This window comes from Sorangium sp. So ce145 (assembly GCF_051525985.1).
Taxonomy (GTDB): Bacteria; Myxococcota_A; Polyangia; order Polyangiales; family Polyangiaceae; genus Sorangium; species Sorangium cellulosum_B.
The window spans coordinates 4286069-4305464 of the sequence record NZ_CP150315.1 but is presented as its reverse complement, the minus strand read 5'-3'; the positions used below and the strand labels follow the sequence as shown (position 1 = coordinate 4305464).

At 69.0% G+C, this 19396-nt stretch carries 7 protein-coding genes; 2 read left to right on the top strand and 5 right to left on the bottom strand.

The window, feature by feature from the left end; genetic code table 11:
* Positions 1–146: 146 nt before the first annotated feature.
* Entirely contained in the window at positions 147–1874 is a 1728-nt protein-coding gene (locus tag WMF34_RS16230; protein ID WP_437993830.1) for a glycoside hydrolase family 43 protein, read from the top strand.
* A gap of 3028 nt (positions 1875–4902) precedes the next feature.
* Here the strand turns inward: WMF34_RS16230 and WMF34_RS16225 are convergent.
* From WMF34_RS16225 to WMF34_RS16205, 5 genes are all read right to left on the bottom strand, one after another.
* Positions 4903–9192, bottom strand: a complete 4290-nt coding sequence (locus WMF34_RS16225) for an RHS repeat-associated core domain-containing protein (protein ID WP_437993829.1) — start codon at positions 9190–9192, stop codon at positions 4903–4905.
* A gap of 70 nt (positions 9193–9262) precedes the next feature.
* Positions 9263–9835 carry a hypothetical protein gene (locus WMF34_RS16220; protein ID WP_437993828.1) on the bottom strand — a complete coding sequence of 191 codons (573 nt, stop codon included), beginning with the start codon at positions 9833–9835 and terminating at the stop codon, positions 9263–9265.
* A complete protein-coding gene (locus WMF34_RS16215; protein ID WP_437993827.1) occupies positions 9835–12600 on the bottom strand; it encodes a type VI secretion system Vgr family protein in 2766 nt (921 codons plus the stop codon). The genes WMF34_RS16220 and WMF34_RS16215 overlap by 1 nt, the downstream gene beginning before the upstream one ends.
* Before the next feature lie 13 nt (positions 12601–12613).
* Positions 12614–14887, bottom strand: a complete 2274-nt coding sequence (locus WMF34_RS16210) for a type VI secretion system Vgr family protein (protein ID WP_437993826.1) — start codon at positions 14885–14887, stop codon at positions 12614–12616.
* A gap of 40 nt (positions 14888–14927) precedes the next feature.
* Entirely contained in the window at positions 14928–17153 is a 2226-nt protein-coding gene (locus tag WMF34_RS16205) for a type VI secretion system Vgr family protein (protein ID WP_437993825.1), read from the bottom strand.
* 523 nt (positions 17154–17676) lie between these two features.
* Here WMF34_RS16205 and WMF34_RS16200 point away from each other — a divergent pair.
* Positions 17677–19368 carry a serine/threonine protein kinase gene (locus WMF34_RS16200; RefSeq protein ID WP_437993824.1) on the top strand — a complete coding sequence of 564 codons (1692 nt, stop codon included), beginning with the start codon at positions 17677–17679 and terminating at the stop codon, positions 19366–19368.
* The last annotated feature ends 28 nt before the right edge of the window (positions 19369–19396 follow it).

Below are 19396 nucleotides of genomic sequence, written 5' to 3'. Positions count from 1 at the left end.
ACCACCAGGGACATCCTTTCGCTTCGCCCTGGAAGCCTGCGCTCGGGACCTCGCCTGCACCAGTTCTGGGGCGAAGCGCCGCCCGAGCAGCAGAGTTCGAGGGCTCTGGACCAACAGGTAAGGTGAACATGCGTCGCTCACGTACATTGGCGAGAACGGCTTGTTGCGGGTTCGCGCTCACCGCGGTCGGGCTCGTCGCGAGCCCCTCCGCGCTGGCCGATTACCCCATCGCCTCGCACCGCTACCTCGCCGACCCGGCCTCGCTGGTGCACGACGGGCGCGTCTATCTCTACGGCTCGAACGACGACGACAACGTCAAGGCGGACGGCTCGGACGACGGCTACAAGATGGCCTCGTTCGTGGCCATCTCGAGCAGCGACATGAAGAACTGGACCGACCACGGGGAAGTGATCCGCGTGCCCCGCGACGCCTCCTGGGCGGCCAACACGTGGGCCCCCTCGCTCGTGGAGCGCAACGGCAACATCTACATGTACTTCGCCAACAACGGATCAGGTATCGGCGTCGCCAAGAGCGACAGCCCGACCGGACCGTTCAGAGACGCGAAGGGCAGCGCCCTGATCACCTCGAGCACCCCCGGCGCCTCGGGCCAGAACATCTGGCTCTTCGATCCGGGGGTCTTCATCGATGACGACGGCCAGGCGTACCTCTACTTCGGCGGCAACGGCGAGCAGAACGCGCGCGTCATCAAGCTGAACAACGACATGGTGAGCGTCTCGGGCTCGGCCTCCACGATCACGATCCCGTACTTCTTCGAGGCCTCGTGGATGCACAAGCGGAACGGCGTTTACTATCTGTCGTACTCGACGAACCCCGCGAACGGCATGCGGATCGACTACCTCACGAGCTCGAGCCCCACCTCCGGCTTCACCCACCGCGGCACGGTGGGGCCCCAGCCGCCGAAGAACAACAACAACAACAACCACGCGGCAATCTTCGAGTTCGGCGGCTCCTGGTACCACGCCTACCACAATCGCTCCGTCGCCAACGACGCCGGCGAGCCCCCGGGCTATCGCCGGAACCTCGGGATCGAGTCGTTCACCTACAAGGAAGACGGCTCGATCGTGCCGGTGACCTACACGACGGACGGGCTCAAGCAGCTCGCGAACCTCGACCCCTACGCGCGCGTCGAAGCCGAGACCTTCAACGCGCAGAGCGGCATCGAGACGGAGCCCTGCGAGGAGGGCGGGATGGACCTCTCGTTCATCAACAACGGAGACTGGGTGCGCCTCCGTGGGGTCGACTTCGGCGAAGGGGCGGAGAGCTTCAGCGCGCGCGTCGCGAGCGGCGCGGAGGGGGGCAGCATCGAGCTCCGCCTGGATGCGCGCGACGGCAAGCTCGTGGGCACCTGCGCGGTCGGGGCGACGGGGGGCTGGCAGAAGTGGAGCGACGTGTCGTGTGCGGTCGACGGCGCCGCAGGCGTGCACGATCTCTATCTCGTCTTCACCGGCGGCGGGTCGAACCTCTTCAACATGAACTTCTGGCAGTTCTCGCCCGTCGGGGGCGAGGGCGCCGGCGGGGGTGGCGCGGGGGGAAGCACGAGCGGCGGCGGCGACGGCAGCGTCAGCAGCGTCAGCGCCAGCAGCGGCGGTGGCGCCGGCTCCGGCTCCGGCTCAGGAGGAGCGCCCTCGACGGGCACGGCCGCGGGTGGGGGGTCCCCCAGCTCAACGTCAGCCGCCCAGGCGTCGTCGGGGGGCACCTCCGACGAGCAGTCGGGCGAGCCGGCTGGTTGTAGCTGTCGCGCGGCGAGCCGCGCTCCATCCGGAGGTGCCCTCGCGCTGACAGCGCTGCTCGCGGCGTCCCTGGGGCTCCGGCAGCGCGGCCGGAAGGGGCGTCGTCCGGGAGTGACGAGCTGAATCGGTAACCCACGCGGCGATGGCCACATCGCCGCGGACGCGTGGGGTCAGCCCTCTTCGAGCCCGGGCCCGATCTCCGAGAACCAGTCGTCGAGGCTGGCGAGCGTCCTCGCCCAGGCCACGAGCGCGGCTTCGCCCCCCAGGCGCAGGAGGAGCGTGTCCAGGCACGCGCCGTTGTCATAACTCCGATCGTACGTGAAGAGAGGCGTGATCTCGGCGATCGTGGGGCGCCACGCATCGGGTGAGGCGCGCTCCCGCCACACGTCGCACAGGCTCTCTTCCGGCATCCAGGGAAACATGCTGCAGAGCGTGTCGTCCGACTCCTCGGGGGGCTCGCGGAGCACCGCATTCACCGTGTCGGCGACGGCGGCGGACAACCTCTCCCTCGCTTCCGGGGAGAGCGACGGGAACACGGCCGCCCACGCGGACAGCCTGTTCGATGCTCGGGTAGCGCCGCGCACGAGCTCCGCGAAGCGAGCCGCGTCCTCCTCGCGCTTCAGCGCCTTCCCTACCATCTCGAGCATTCCAGACGCTTCCTCGTCTTCCAGGTCCGGACGCACGAGGCGCTCCACGTCGGAAAACGAGCCCAGAGCGAGCGCGATCTCCAGATCGGCCTGATGCCGGTCGTCGTCCCCTTCCATCGCCGCACAAAAGCTGGTCGCAAGGTCTCTGTCGCCGAGCGCCACGGCTCGGCGACAGAGCGCCGCAAGCACATCGTCAATCTGAGAGCCCATGCACGGCAACACCTTCTGGTGAATGGTGCGCAGCTCCTCCAGCGTCGCCGATTCCGCCCAGTTCTCGATGGCGCGGTCCTCGCCGCGGAAGGCCTCTGGAGGGACCGAGAAGAACACGCGTGCCAGCTCCGCTCGGACGTCCGCCGTGACCAAGGAGACGAGCTCGGAGGCGACGAAGTTGCGGTCGGAGACGTCCGTCCGCTCTTTCACCTCCGCGAGGGGAGCATCCTGCACCTCGGCAGCGAGCCACGGAGGCAGCTGCCCGCAGCGGAGCGGCCCGAGCGAATCCGCGGATCCTCGCGATTCGCCTTGCCAGCGACGGACGAGCGCTCGGGCCTCGTCGGGAACACATCGGTTCCATTCACTCTCGGGAACATGAAAGAGAAAGCGCTGCGCCGTGAGCGGAAACCGTTCGGAGGACAGCAGCCATCCCATGGCTCGTTGAACGATCGCGCTCGCTCCCGCCGAGGTCCCCAGGAGCCGCTCCGTCAAGACTTCGAGGCGATCTCCGAGCTCCGGCAAGGCGGAGATCTGCGCGTCCACGTCTTCGAGTCGCTCGGCGCGGCGCTCCTCGGGGTAGAGCGGCGCCAGCAGGGCAGCCCAGAGCGCGCGCCTCTCTGGATGGATCGCGGCAAGGCGCCTGGCCGCCAGCAGCAGGACCTCCTCCCGCGCGGGGGAGCGCAGCCGCTCGGCGATACGCCGGAGCGCGCCGATCACGAGCGCTTTCACGAAACGTCGTGATTTCAGCGCGCGCAGCACGACGTCTCTGCGATCTCGCTCGTGCGCCGAACGCGCTGCGCTCGCGCCGGACGCCTCGATCCCTGCAACGGCGCGGTCGGCTTCGCGCAGCAACGGCGCCGGCCAGAGGGCGTCCGCCTCGGACACGGCGGGCCGGACCGCCCGCCACAGCCGCACCCTGTCGTTCTCGCTCAGCGGCTTGGCGAGCTCGATGCCTGCGCCAGGCCGAAAGATCCCTTCGTGGATGGCGCCGGCGACCATCTCCGGGAGCGCGTGCACGAGCGACGTGATGAGCTGCTCGAAGATCGTACGCAGCCGCAGCGCCTGCACCATGCACCGACCGCGCGCGGCTTCCGACGTCGCCTCGCCGAAGGCCGCGTGGCTCCGCCGCCACGCGGCGACGACGAGCGCACGAAAGCCGAACGCACCGCCGTCCAGGGGTTCCCAGGCGGCGCGCATCGGCTCGGCGATCACGCGATCGAGCTCTTCCGCCGTGGCATCGTGTCGCAAGAAATGCATCGCCCCGTATCGGATGACGTATTCCGATCGAGCGACAGGGGCGATGCTCCCTTCGGAGTAGCTATCGAGAGTCGCCCGGACATGTGCGGTCAAGAGCGCCTGACCACGGACGTCGCCCAGATGGCTCAAGCGCAGAGCGAGCTCTTTCCCGAGACTTCGATGCAGGAACGCGGCGCCATGGGTTGTGTGACAGAGCCATGGCTCGAGCTCCCGCAACGTGGCAGACACTCGTGCCTCGGCCTGATCGCCTCCCACGATCTGGACCAGCTCTGCCTCTGAGATCGGCCCGCTGGCAGCGCTCAAGACACACACGGTATCTGCGTCGGCGTCACCGGGCAACGGCGTGGCGGAGCGCTCCGACGGCATCTCCAGGACGACCTCAGACCGATCGTTCAACCAATGAAGGGCCTCACCCCATCGGGCGGCGGTGACACCAGGGTCATTGTCCGCAGACACCCACACGCGGACGCTCCCGGGCAGGCCCGTTGACCATCCGATGCGCGGCCATACCGCCGGATCATCGTTCTCGTGGGCACCGTCGAGGACGATCAGCAGCGGCACCTCGGGATTCTCGTCACCGTCGAGGATCGGTCGGATGTCATCTGCCACGCGAGGAGCGAGCGCACGCTCGGACACCTTCCTCGAAGTCAATGCTCCGAGCCGCGCATGCAGCGCGGCGACCCATATCGAGGGATCCGCCATGCCGCCGTGGACCGAGATCGGGATGAACGCCACGCGGGCCAGTCCTCGCCGCGTGAGATGAAGGCAGAATGCGCCGAGCAAAGAGCTCGCACCAGAGCCCCCAGGAGCCCTGATCAAGGCCCGCTCGCCTGGGCGGGAGCTCGCCCAGAGCGCTTCCAGCGCTGACCACGGGCCCGGTTCGGGCGCGGCGGGAGGACGCGGCTCGCCGTGGAGCCAGGCCGCCACAGCCGGCGAGGCGAGGAGGGCCCGCGCGGCGTGCCAGACCCCATCCGGCGCGCGCTCCAGCCCGGCGAGCAAGCCCGAAATCGCGGATTCTTCCCCGATGTCTGCCATCTCTACTTCCGGGTCGGGTCGGTGTTGTCGTCCTCGGGCGGCACGAACTTCGGATCCGGCGGCGGCGGCTGCTTGTCCGGTCGCTTGTAATTGCCTTGCCCGTCCATGAATGCGTTCGGGTCGCGCGAGTTCTTCTGCTGCGAGCCGTCCGGATTCAGCTTGGGGACGACGTTGGTCGCGGAGGGATTCTCCAGCGCGACGTTCTTCCCCGGATCGTTCCTGTCCGGGTCGTAGACGCCGTCTCTCTTGTGATCCCACTTCTTGCCGTTGGACATGACGCCCCCTTTGGCGTCCCCGGTGGTGAGCCCGGCTTTCTCCTTCGCCCCCTTGGGCACGTCAGCGTTCGGATCAGCATTGATATTGTCCGGATGGATGCCCAGCTCGCGGAAGACCTGCGCGCAGAACGGGCAAGGCTTCTCCGAGGAATCCTTGGGTTTCCCCTTCTTCGAGTGCGCCTCGATCTTCGCGCCGCGACGGTACTCCTCGCGCAGCTCGTTCCGGACCCGGGCGTTCCGCTCGGCCTCGGACATCTTCGCCCACTTGTCGCAATCCTTGCCGTTCGCATCCTTGCTCAGGCGCTGCCGGATGTCCTTGGCCTGCTGGTTCAACCCGTCGATCTCCGCGCATCTGCCTGCCTTGCTGGACGCGTTCGGCTTGACCTTGCCGTCGGCGTCCAGGTTTCGAGGATCGCTGTCGGGCTTACTGGGGTCCTTGAATTTCTCGCGCGAGTTCGATACCGCGTCCCTCAGCGCCGGGTCGAGGTCGTCGTCGCTCTGGACGGTCGAGCTCTTCCCCTGGATGTCCGGCAGCGGATTTCCGTTCGCGTCCTTCCGCCCCGTGGTGGTCGAGAACATCAACCCCGTGGGGTCGACCATCTTCGTGGGCCGATTGCCCGCGTAGGAGAACCCGTTCTGCCCGCCGAGCAGCCCGACCGGGTCGACGCTGATGTACCGTCCTACGGCGGGGTCGTAGTAGCGATAGCGGTTGTACGCGAGGCCCGTCTCGTCATCGTAGTACTGCCCGAGGAACCGCAGCGGCGTCTCCGTGCGCGCGCCTTCCCGCGGGCGCGCGGCGCCCCACACGGTGCGGTCGAGCTCGCAGGCGACATTCCCGGCGGCGTCGAGCAGGCGTTCCGGCCTGCCGACAGGGTCGTTCAGGTAATAGTACCACTCGGCCGACACGGCGTCGCCTTCGCCGCTCCTGGCGTCCTTCTGCGCCCACGGCGCCGACGTCTCCTCGTCGGTGCAGTACGTCCTCTCCTGGGTGACCCGATCGCCCTCCGGGCCCCACTCGCGTTTGATCTCATGAACGAGCGTGTCCCCGTCCCAGATGAACCGCGTCGTGGACAGCGTGTCCATGCGCCCGCCTTCGCCTCGCCTGACCACGCGCTTCTCGAGGCGTCGGGCAAAGGGATCGTAGACATGCTCGATCCGGACGCCATCGGGGCGCACCACCGCGCTCAGGAGACCCGCGCCGTTCCATTCGTAGCTCGTCGTTGCTTCCTGACCGCTCGGCATGACCACGCGGCGCTTGATCAGCCTCCCGTCGCCGTCCCACACGTACGACACAGGTCCGCGCCGGAGAAGCACGTTGCCGCGCCCGTACTCGCGCTCCGGCGCGCCGGGGCCGAGCTCGCGCACGTTCCCCTCCGCGTCGTACCGGAAGTGCTCGCCCTGCCCGTGGACGCCGGTGCGCGCCAGCACCTGCCCGCGCGGATCGTGCTCCCATCGCTCGGCGCCCGAGCGATCGTCGTCGATCGCGGCCACATCGCCCTGCGGCGTGTAGTGAACCGATTGCCGGAGGGTGAGGTCATGGGGGAGCGCCCCGATCCAGTCGGGCTGACCTGCGGCCACCACAGGGCCTGCGACCCCACGAGACACGGTGCGCTGGACCATGCGGTCGAGCCCGTCATAGACCACATCCACACGCCCGCCGCCGGGCAAATAGCGGGCGGTCTCTCGCCCGAGCGCGTCGCGGACGACGCCGAGCTGCTCGTCGCCGTCGAGCGTCACCCGGAGCGCGCGGCCGGCGACGTCGCGCACCCAGGTCTGGTGGTGTCCGCGGGAGGTCTTTCGCTCGACGACATTGCCCATCAGGTCATGTTTCGTCTCCACCGAGAACGTCTCGCCGCCGCTCACCTGCCGCTCACACGTCACCCAGCCCAGGAGATTGCGCTCGAAGAAGATGTCGCCCGAGGGGCCGTGCGCCGCGATGATGTAATCCAGCTCGTCGTACTCGAACGTCTCGACGCCGCCGTCGGGGTACTGGTGCTCCACGACGCGACCGACGAGATCGTACACGTACCCGGTCTTCTCGCCGAGTCCGTTCTCGAACTGCACGACACGCCCCATGGCATCGTAACGATAACGAAGCGTGCGGCCGTCGAAGGTGATCTCCTCCGAGACGAGCCTGGCGGCGTTCAGGCGGATGCGGTGCACCTCTCCGTGGCTGTTGTGCACCTCGACGAGGCGCCCCTCGCGGTTGTATCGATATTTGCTGATCCGCCCGTCGGGCTCTCGCGTCTCGACGATGCGGTTGTACCCCGCATAGCGGTGCGTGGTCGTGTGGCCGTTCGGGTGCCAGATCGACGTGCAGTTTCCGGACGGGTCGTACTCGTAGCGCGTCACGCCGCCGTCCGGCGTTCGCTCGGATCGGAGGCGGCCGGCGTCGTCGTGAGCGTACGTGACCATCGCCCCCGACGCGTCGAGCATGCTCTGGCGCCGGCCCCAGTAGTCGTACGTGTACTGCGTCACCGCGCCCGTGGGGTCGGTCCGCTCGATGAGGTTTCCGTGATCGTCGTACCTGTAGAGCGTCTGCCCGCCGTTCGGCGCGACGGTCCGCGTGGTGAGCCCGCGGCGATCGAAGTGCACCTCGAAGGTGGCGCCGATGGCGTCGCGCCACACGAGCCCGCCCGTGAGGCGCCCGGTCTCGATGACGCCCCCTGCGGGATCGACCGCCCTCCGGATGTGCCCGTCGGCGTCCCGCTCGAACGTGGTCACGCGGCCGAGAGCGTCCGTGATCCGGAGCTCCCGCCCGCGGGCGTCCCGCTCCCAGCGGGTCGTCGCCCCCGTCGCGTCGGTGAACGACAGCAGGTTTCCCCACGCGTCGTACGTGCGGCAGAAGACGCCGGCGGCCGTGACCGCCTTGTCGACGCTCCCGAAGTCGTTTCCGAAGAAGCGCTCGACCGAGATCGAGTCGGCCGCCTCCACATAGTTGTGAGGCCCGTACTCGAGCTTCGTGTGAAAGATGCCCTTGGCGGCCGTGATCCCGTCGGCGAGCACCGCCGGAACGTCGGCGGCGAGGCTCTCGTCCTCGCGCCCCGGGTACGCGCCCCAGGTCTCGACGCACCGCCCTTCCCCGTCATAGACGAAGTAGAAGCAAAGGCCCGTCGGGTGCTCCTGGCACGTCAGGAGATGATCCGTGTACGTATACCGGGTCGCCGCGCCCATCGCGTCCTCGGCGAGCACCAGGTCCCCCGCGTCGTCGTAGCGATACCGCGCGAACGGGACGAGCTGGCCCCGGTGCGCCGCGTTCTTCACCTCGAACGAGGCAATGCGCCCTTCCCTCGTGGAGCGGACCTCGACCCTGCGACCGACCGAGTCGACGATCTGCGCCAGGACACCTTCCTTGTAGAAGAACGAGATCCGGTTGTCGTGAGAGTCGGTCTCCGCCGACAGGAGGAACCGGTCTTGCCAGGCGTGCTCGAAGACGAGCCACCGGCCGTCGCCCCGATCGAGCACGAAGCCCGTCTTGCCGCGGACGAGCAGCCACCCGGAAGGGCCCACCGCCGACTCGCCGACGCGCATGGGCGTGAAGTCGACGTACATGCCGTTCCCGGTCCAGAGCCTCGTCCGGCCGCGGTGCACCTCCACCTCCCACGCGTACGAGTGGTACCAGCCGCGCCCGAGCCCGACGTCGCGGTCGCGCGCGGCGCTCGTGTAGCTGCGGGTCAGCGTCAGCGGCAGCGGGCCCGGCAAGTGCACGTCGGTGACGGGGATCGTGAAGACACGCCCTGTCACGATGTCGACAGGGTCTCCCTTGGAGCCTTTGCCGCTCCCCTTCTTGCCATGATGGTTGGGGCACGCACCGCCGTTCTGGCCGGAGCCGCAGGCGCCTTTGCCGCCCCCGGACGCGTCATCGCCCCCGTTCTTGCCGTTCGCGCCTTGCTTGTCCTTGCCCGCGCCGCCGCCGCGGCCGCCGGCCCCGCCGCCGTCACCGCCGCCGCCGAGAACGAAGACTCCGGGGTTCATCCCCGGGATGGCCGGGATGTTGGGGACAGGTGCCGTTCGCATTGCTGTTTCAACGCTCCCTGAGTGAAAGCTATGATAGCCCAGCCTTCCAGCGGGCACGCCGCGCGTGCCGTCAATTCAACCGCAAGAGCCTTCCGACGATCCGGAACAGCCCCCGCGACGCGGCGCTGATGCGGCTGCCCACGACCTCGATGTCGCCGTCCTGGCGAATGCGGACCGCGCCGCGGCCCGAGCGGAGCAGCAGCTCCTGCTCCGCCTCGATGGCGACGGTGGTCGCCTTGAGGTGGAGCGTATTCGGCCGCTGCGTCGTCAGGGCCGCGACGATCAGCGGGGGCTCGCCCTCGCAGAGCTCGACGAGCACGGCGTCGCCGCGGGCGCGGGCGTCGGCGATCACCTCGGGATCGACGTCGGGCGCGATCTGGGCGTCGACGGGCCCCTCGGCGCCACGGACGTGGATCGACGCCTTCCGCCCCGCGATCGAGGCGACGCGCGCGGTCCGCATGGCGGCGCCGAGCGGCTGCGCCTTCCGCGCAGGGAGCGGCGCCGCGGCCGGCTCGGCGAGCACGTCGTCCAGGGTCACGCGCGGCGACCCGGACGCCTCCTCCGCCGTGGCCGCGGCGTCCGGCTCCTCCAGCGAGAGCGACGCGCCGGCCTCCCGCGAGCCACCGTCGAACGGAGTCGTCATCAGACCTCCGAGACCTTCTTCGGCAGCTGGATCTTCGGCGCCAGGATGGTCACGAGCGGGGACGTGATGGTGACGCCCGCGCCGTCGATCACCACCTCGCTGGCGCCGCACTTGAAGACGATGGCGCCCTTCGCCTCCACCTTGTGGAAGGCCCCGATGAACGTCGCAGGCCCGACGGCCTGCACCACGTGCGACCCCTTGAGCTTGTCGACGACCGCGCCGCCCACCATCGCGGTGCGCGAGCCGGTGACCGTCTCGCTCTCGCCCCCGTTGCTCAGGACGACCAGGCCCGTCGCCTTCTCGCTCTTCGAGCCCGTGACGCTCTCCGCGTAGCTGCCGAACGCCACCTGCACTGTCGCGGCGCCGACGTCGATCGTCTTCTTGCCGGTCACGTTGTTGTCGAGGTCCTGGATCGCGCCCAGGACCTTCATCGAGCCCACGTCCTCCTTGTGGGTGCCCGTGACCTTGGCTGTCGTGTGCCCGGGCCCCTTCTCGCGGTCGGTCGCGTCGACGCCATCGACGGCGCCGTCCGGCCCGCCGACGTTGGCCGTCGACCCGCCGCCGCCGCCGCCCCCGTCCATGCCGAGGGCCGAGGCGAGCGCCTCCGGCTTCACGAAGACCTTCCCGGCGAGGCTGCTCTGCGCCACGTTCGAGGCGATCGAGGCGAGCATGTTGGGCGCCGCGGCGCCCGGCGCGCCGCCGGCGGCGCCGCCCCCGCCCCCGCCGCCGCCCATCGAGGCCGCGAGCTGGCTCGCGCCGGGGATGCCCGACGCGCCCGCGATCATCCCGGGCATGCGGCTCATGTCGCCGCCGGCGACGGCCTGCATCGCGCCCGCCACCCCCGCCGCCTTCTGGGTCAGCCCGTTGATCGGCGCCATCACCTGGTTGATGGCGCCGTCGACCTGCCCCTGGACCGCCGCGATCGCGTTGTTGGCCATCACGCTCGCGAACTGCACCGCCGCCTGCGCCGCGAGCGCGAGCATCGCCTCGAGGGGGTTGCCGTCCATCTCGAACTGGTTGCCGCCGACGGTGGTCGTCGCGTTGCCCTTCGCCGTCAGCGCCGACACCGCGTTCACCTCGACGTTGCGGTTGCCTCCGACGCTGATCGTCTGGTTCGCGCCCACCGTGTTCTGCGAGCCCTTCGTGATCTTCGTCGTCTGGTTGCCGCCGACCTCGAGCGACGCGTTGTTCCCGACGACCGACGTCTCGTTGTTGCCGATGTTCCTCTTCGCGTTGTTCGCCGCGACCGTCTTCATGTCGCGCTGGGCGTGCACCATGATCTCCTCGGAGCCCGCCTTGTCCTCGAAGCGGATCTCGTTGGCTCCGCCGCCGCCCGGCGTGCTCGATGTCTGGATCGCCGTCCGGGTCTTGCCCTCCGGCAGCGCGTACGGCGGCATGGTGACGCCGTTGTAGAGGCGCCCGGTCACGATCGGCCGATCGGGGTTCCCCTCGAGGAACTCGACGATCACCTCCCAGCCGATGCGCGGGAGCATCATCGAGCCGGAGGTCTGGAGCTGCGCGACCCGCATCCAGCACGACGCCTTGTCGTCGATCACGTCGCTGCGATCCCAGTGGAACTTCACCTTGCAGCGGCCGAACTCATCGGCGTGGATCGCCTCGGTCTGGGAGCCGGCGGGCGCCACCACCGTCGCGGTCTGCGGCCCCTCGATGAGCGGGATCGGCGTGATGCGCCGCGGCCTGTACTTCACGGAGGCCGGCACGAGGCGCGCCCGCGCCCTGGAGCGCGGCGTCGCGCGCTCGCCGCCGCGCGCGTCGTCCTCCTCGTGGACGTAGGTGTGCTTCACCGCGAAGAGGAAGTACTCGCCGTCGAGCTCGCCGGCGTCCGTGATCGTGAGCTTCTGGCCGACCGCGAGGCGCGAGCAGACGGTGTCGATCTCGATCGTGCGCCGCTCGACCTGCTCTTCCTCCAGCCGGATCTGCGCGAGCCGCCGCCCCTCGCTCGGCTCGAAGTAGCCGCCCGGGTAGTCGTAGCGCTCCAGCGCGTCGTTCTCCCCCTGCGCCGCGGTCGCCGTGAGATCGAGCTTCGGCCGCTTGAAGTCGAAATCGCGGAGGACGAACTTGCCGGAGCGCACCCGCTCGAGCTCGCGGATCGCGTAGATCGCGTCGCGCTCGTCGGCCGCGCTGAGCCCGGTGCGCCGGCGGAACGGCAGCGCGGGGTCGCCCGCGATCGGCCCGGCGACGGTGCTGTCGTCGTCGAAGACGAGGAGCTCGCCGTCGGCGTCCACCTCGACGAAGCTGTAGACGCCCTCGTGCTCCATGAGCCGCGAGATGAACGCGAGCGCGCTCTCCTGGTACTGCACGCAGTACTCGCGCTTCGGACAGTCGCCGCTCAGCCGCCACGCTACCCTGGTGATCCCGTGATCCTCGAGGACCTTCGCCACGATCTCCTTGGCGCTCATGTCCTGGAAGATCCGCGAGTCGACGCTGCGCGCGAGGAGCGCGAGCGAGGAGACGACGCGGACGGCGTAGCGGACGCCCAGCAGCCCCTCGACGCCGAGCTCGGTGGTGCCGATCGAGGTCGCGGCCTCCACCGTGCCCGCGATGACGCGCGGGACCTCCCCGGGCACGCCGAAGGAGAGCGCCGCGGGCTTGCCGATCATCGCATCGAGCTCCTGGTACGTGTGGAGGTACACCTCGACGTCGAGGACGAGCGGCCTGCCGGCCTCGTGGATCGACTCGAACCGGAGCACCCGGGCCGCGGGGACCTCGTCGATCGTGAAGTGCGCAATCATCTCGCGTGCCACGTTCGCCTCCTCCTCAGTTGTCGAGCACCAGCGCGGCGGTGTCGGAGACGTCGCCGTCGAGCTTCGCGGAGACGCCGATGATCGCGACGCTCGCGGGCGTCAGCGAGAGGATCGACGCGCCCATGACCAGCGTGAGCGCGCCGGTCGCCTCGAAGACGGCGTTGTTCGCCTTGACGAGCTGCGCGCCCCCCGCGAGCTCGGTGTACGTGCCCAGCGAGCTCTCCACGCGGTTCCCGTTCGCCACGTTGACGATCGCGCCGCCGACCTTCACGTTCATCGATCCGCCGACCTGGACGCCGCGGCCCGACTTGACCGCGATCACCTTCGCGCCGGTGGCCGTCTCGCTCCGGTCGCCCTGGACCGTCACGGAGCGGTGCCCCAGCGCGAGCTCGACGAGCGCCGCGCCGACCTCGTGGTTGAAGCCGGCCAGGGTCTGATCCGTGACCGAGCCGACCACGAGATCGATCTGGTTGCCGGACACCGTGAGCGAGCTGTTGCCGGTGACGTCGCGCTTGTGATCCCCGCCGATCTTCATGTCGCGGTTCCCGCCGATCGAGAGCGAGTGATCGCCGCCCACGTCGTCGACGTGGAAGGTCTCGATCTTCATCGACTGGTTGCCCGAGACCGAGAGCGTCTGGTTCGACCCGATGCTGGTCGTCATGCTGTCCGTGACGTTCGTCGTCTGGTCCGCGCCGATCTTCTTCTTGTGGTTGTTGCCGATCGACTCGGTGGCGTTGTTCTTCACCTCGGTGGACATGTCCTTCGAGGCGTTGATGAACATCTCCTCGCCGCCCTTCGTGTCCGACATCCGGAGCTCGTTGGTGCTGCCCCCGCCCGGCGTCGTCGCGGTCTGGAGGGAGCTCTTCCCCGCCTCCTTCGGGAGCGCGTAGGGCGGCGGCGTGAGCGCGTTGTACATGCGGCCCATCACGAACGGCCGGTCCGCGTCGCCCTCGACGTGGCGCACGGTGACCTCCCACCCGACGCGCGGCAGCAGCATGGATCCGCCCGTCGGCACCTGGCTCGTGCGGATCCAGCGGCTCGAGGTGTCGTCCTTCTTTCCGGAGCGATCCCAGTGGAAGGAGACCTTCACCTGCCCGCTCGCGTCGGTGTGGATCTCCTGCCCCGAGGGCCCGGTGGTCATCGCGGTCTGCGCGCCCGGGATCACCTGCTCGCGGGCGCGCCGCGGGGGCCGGTAGCGCGTCGTCCCGGTCGGCACGCCCCAGAACTCGCAGCTCGACCGGAGGTCGCGCGCGCCGTCCTCCGCGCCCCCGCGGCCGGAGAGCTCGAAGTTCCGCGGCCGGCTGCCGGCGATGCGCGCGCGGACCACGAGGTATTCCTGGTTGAGCGGATCGTAGGGGTGGCCGTCGACCGAGAAGCGCCGGCCCGGGAGCAGCGCGAGCGAGCCGCTCTCGCCGTGCACGACGTCGCGCGCCGCCTGCACCGAGTCGAGCAGCACCTTGGCGAGCCGCTCCGCGACGCTCGCGTCGGCGGTGCGCGCCGGGTGCTCGTAGATCTCGAGCACGTGCTCCCCGGGATCGCTCCCCTCGGCCGACGCCTCCGGCTTCGTCGAGGGCTTCTCCGGATCGTAGTCGCGGACGAACACCTTGTCGCTCCGCACGGAGACCTCCCGCGAGAGGCGGACGACGCGATCCCCGAAGCCCTCGACGCCGAAGTCCTGGAAGAACGGCAGCGACGTCGCGCCCTCGATGTCCTCGAGGCCGGTCGGCGAGTCGCCGAAGACGATGACGTCCTCTTCGTCCTTCATGTGGATCGCGAAGTAGATCCCCTCCTCGGCGAGGAGGCGGTGCACGAAATCGAGGTCCCGCTCGCGGTACTGGACCGTGTAGACCCGCGTCGGGTGGGGCTCGGTCACGCGCCAGTCCTGCTGGCCCGCGGGCACGCCCGCGCCCTCGAGGACCTCCTTCACGATGTCGACAGCGCTCTTGTCCTGGAAGATCCGGCAGTCGGAGCGCTGCCCGAGGTTCCAGAGCGCCGGCGCGACCTCGATCCGCAGCGTGGGCACGTCGTCGGGGTCGGGCACGAGCTCGGCGAGGACGATGGTCCCGGCGAAAGAGCGCGTCTGCGTGTCATCGCTGCGCGACAGCGTGAACACGGCGCGCTTGCCGAGGACCTCTTTCGGCCTCGGCAGCGCCGCCTCGTCGTCGAGCAGCTCGCACTCGAGGCGGGTGAGCTCCGAGAGCTGCTCCGTGAGCTCGAAGCGCAGCACCCGGTAGATCTTGCCCTCCACGCTGAGGGAGGGGATCGCGAGGACATGATGATCAGCCACTCTTCACCTCTCTCTTCACGTCACCAGCGCTCATGGGCCCTCACGATCCGAGCTTCATCGACGCGCCCATCTTGACGACGAGCGCGCCCTTGACCGCGATCTTCGACCCCTTGATCACGACGGGCCCGCCGCCGAGCTTGAGCTCGCTGCCGCCGCCCTTGAAGACGCCGACGGCGCCGAGGAGGGTGATGAGCGGCGCCTGCACCACGAGATCGCCGTCCAGCTTCTGGTAATGGAGGCCGCCGACCATGTTGGTGACGCCGAGCGCCACGTGGGAGAGGGAGCCCTTCGTGAGGTGGAGCTCCGCCGCAAGCGAGGTCTGGTCCTTGTTGGCCGTGATCTGCTCTCCGTGGCTGCCGTTGATGATCTGCGCCTTCACGGCGCCCACCGTCTCCGTCATCCCGCCGAGGACGTTGTCGTTGATCGAGCCCAGGCTGCCGGAGAGCTGCAGCGCGCCGACCTTGCGGCTCATGTCCCCTGTGATGGAGTGCCTGACGCCGTTCGAGATCGTGATCTGGTTGCCGCTCACCGTGTAGGAGCGGTTGCCGGTGACCTTCTCGACGTGGTTGCTGATCGCGTTGGTCGTGTCGTTGCCGCCGATCGAGATGCTCTGGTTGCCGGTGATCTTGTGCGAGAGCACCGCGCCGACGTCGAGCGATTGATTGCCGGCGACGGAGGTCGAGTCGTCGACCTTCACCGAGCGGGAGCCGTTCACGCTGATGTGCTGCTCCTCGTTGACCGTGACCTCCTCGACCTTGTCGTTCTTGATGGTGACGTTGAGGTCCTTCTGGGCATGGATGCCGAACCCCTGGCTCCCCGCGGTGTCGGACATGCCGATCTGGTTGTGACCGCCCGCGCCGGGCGACGACATGCTCTTCAGCGTGCCGGACGCCTTGGCGGCGGGGAGCGCGTCGGGCGGCGTCTTCTCCGCGTTGTACGTGCGCCCGAGGACGAGCGGCCGGTCCGGGTCGCCGTCGAGGAACGCGACCGAGACCTCCCAGCCGACGCGGGGCAGGATCATCGAGCCGCCCATCGCGATCTGCGAGACGCGCAGCCAGCAGCTCGAGGTGTGGTCCTGCTGGCCCTGCCGGTCCCAGAAGAAGCGGACCTTGATGCGGCCGTACTTGTCGACGTGGATCGCCTGCTCCTGGGTGCTCGACCCGGTGACGACCGCCGTCTGGATGCCGCGGATGCGCGGCCGCCGCGCGCGGCGCTCGGCCGCGAAGGGCGCGCCCTTGGGGACGCCGCGGAAGTGGTTCTCGACGTCGTAGTTCGCCACGCCGCCGGTGAGCGTCTGGTTGCCGCGCGAGACGAGGCGGGTGACCACGAACTCGCCGTTCAGGCACGGCTCCGCGGCGCCCTCGACGGCGAACGGCTCGCCCACCTTGAGCCCGGCCGCGCGGCTCTCGCCCTCGCACACGTCGGCGTCGGCGGAGAGCTCGCGCATGCGGGCCTCGGCGCGGCGGGAGCCCACGCTCCCTTTCGTGAAGCCGGCGGGGTACTCGAAGTAGGGCAGCGCGATGGCCTCCTTGCGGGGCAGCGCGGACTCCGGCTTCACGTCGGGCTTCTCGAAATCGTGGTCCCGGAGGTGGACGAGGCTCGTGCGCAGCGCGCGCGTCCTCGTGAATTTGGAGAGCGGCAGGCTCCCGGGCAGGCCGCCCTGCGCCATGCGGAAGCTCACCGGCAGCCCCTCTTCCACCTCGAAGGCGGCGGGGTCGTCGGTGATGATCATCGTGTGCCCGGCGGCCTCGTGCCGGAAGTAATAGAAGAGGCCGTTGTCCTCGAGGAGCCGCGACACGAAGTTGAGGTGCGACTCGCGGTACTGGACGATGAACTCGCGCGGCTCGTACTCCTTCGCGATCCGCCACTCGACCTTGTCGCCGAAGCCGGCGTCTTCGAAGACCGACTGCGCGACCTGGACGATCGTCTTCTCCTGGAAGATACGGCACCCCTCGCGGTGCGCGAGCGCGGCCAGCGCGGGCCGAAGGCGGACGTCGAACTGGCGGCTCTCGCCCACGATGTGCGCAAAGCCGGCGCGGTCCACGATGCCGTCGTACAGCCGCTCCTGGCCCGACGTGTCGACGACGCGCAGGCAGAGGCGGCTGCGCAGGCAGTCCTCGACCCGGAACGACGTGTCCAGCGTCGCGAAGCGCACCTCGACCGTGTAGGGGGTGGAGATCGCCTCGACGGCCTCGAAGCGGGTCACGGCGACGTCCGCGGGGAGCTTGTCGCCCTCCAGGGAGAAGGTGGCGAAGGTAGCGGCCATTGGGGGCATGGTAGGCGATCGGCGGACGGCGCCAAGCCCCGGCGCCGGAACGCGACGCGGGGCCGACGCGGGGAGAGGGGCGTGGGGGGCGGATCGTGCGGAGCTCCGGGCGGTGGGGTACTTACCCCTCCCTGCCGGAACGATGGAGCCGCCAGTACGCCATAAGACGCCAAGATTCTTGTGTTTTTTGTCGTTCGTGGCGCGCTTGGCGGTTCAAGCGATCCGACCTTCGGCCAACGTACACCAGTACACCACGGGCGAGCGGCGCGGCAGTGCGGCGGTATTTGTCAGCTACCCCCTGCGGCCGCCCAGCAGCAGCAACGAAGGGAACAGGTGGTTGGCGGGCGAGATGCCGAGGTTATGCGAGAACGCCCGCACACCCAAGAAGAGGGCGGCCTTGTGGCTGCCTATCCGGTGACCGTCGAATGTCTGCCTGCCTTTCTCATGATCACGAACGCCGCGCGTTCAGGAAACAGCTGGAGGTACGCCCGAGATCAGAGCGTCGGTGCGCGGCGCGGCTCACATGGCCTCCTCCCCGACCGGAGCATGGTCTACCATCGGTGCCATGGATCCCGATGTCCAGCTGCTCGGCGGGGATTTCCTTATCCTGGGTCCGATGGGCCACGGGGGGATGGCAAGCGTCTACACAGCAGAGCGGCGCTCCACGGGTGAGCTGTGCGCGATCAAGATGGCGCAGGGAGGGCGCTCTACATCCCCGGAAGCAGCGCACCGATTCCGCCGAGAGCCACGACTGATCCTGCGGATCCCGAGCGATCACGTGCCCCAGGTGATCCGAGTGAGCGATGCCAGCGATGAACTGGCGTGGTTCGCCATGGAGTTGCTCGACGGCGAAGGCCTCGGCAGCCGGCTCCAGCGCGAAGGGCGCCTTGAACCGGGAGAGGCGGTCGCCGTCCTGGCTCAGCTCTGCACGGCGCTCGACGTCGCGCATCGCAGAGGTATTGTCCACTGCAACATCAAGCCAGGAAACATCTACCTGTCCAGAGCCGGCCACGGACAGACCGTCGCGAAGGTGCTGGGATTCGGAATAGCCAAGTGGACCCGGGATCCCGAGGGCGACGAATCGATACGCGGAACGCCTCTGTACATGGGCCCCGAGCAGATCAAGTCTCGCGGGTCAGTGTCTCCGGCCACCGATCTCTGGGCGCTCGGCTTGCTCGGATTCGAGATGCTCACCGGGTGGCACTACTGGGAACACCTGCGCCGTTCTCCGCTGGATCTTGTCGAGCTGCTTCGCGAGATCACGGTCGGCAAGATCGACCGGGCTTCTGCCCGAGCCGAGGATCTGGGTATACCTGGGCGCATTCCGGCGTGGTTCGACGACTGGTTCGCGCGATGCGTGTCCAGGGATGGATCCAGCCTGTTCGCAACAGCGGGAGAGGCTCTCCAGGCGCTGCGCGGCTCCGTCGCCGCAGCGCACGTCGCGCCGGTCTGGTCCATCGCGCTGCGGGGCGATTTCTCGGAGCCCGTCGAGGCCGCTGTCGACCTCCTGCGGATGATCACCGGCGAATCGAGCCTCATGCTGAACCGCACCGTCCCGGGGTCGATCGTCCTGCTCATCGAGGGCTCACGCAGGGCGTACGACGCGGCCCGCGCGCTGTTCGAGCAGCGCCGCCTGCCCGGGGCGCTCGGCGCGGCCGTCAAGGACGTCGCGTGGCGCTGCGGCTCATCGAAGACAGGCGCCGACCTCTTCGGCGCGCTCGGCCGCTCTGGCCCATCCATTCCTTCCGCCCAGGCCCACGATATCGAAGCGTCGCGGGTGTTCATCTCGTATGTGGAGCGCGACAGCGATCTCTGTGACGAGCTCTTGATTCACCTGTCCATGATGCGTCGTCAGGGCCTCGTCGAGGAGTGGTACGATCGGCTGGTTGCGCCGGGCTCGGAGCGGACCCTGGAGGCACACCGGGCGTTGGAACGCTCGGATGTGGTCCTTCCGCTCGTGAGCGCCGACTTCATCTCCTCGGACGAGCGATTCACGCTGGAGATGCGAAAGGCGCTGGAGAGGCATGAGCGAGGAGAGACCCAGGTCCTTCCTGTCATCGTCCGAGCCTGTGACTGGAAGCATCCGCCGCTCGGCCTCTTGCAGGTGCTCCCGACGGGCGCGAGGCCCGTCACAAGCTGGACCAACCGTGACGAAGCATGGCTGGATGTGACATGTGGTATCAGGAGCGCCGTCGAGCGCCTGCGCACGAGGTGACCTCTCCACGCGCAAGGATCTCGCCCGA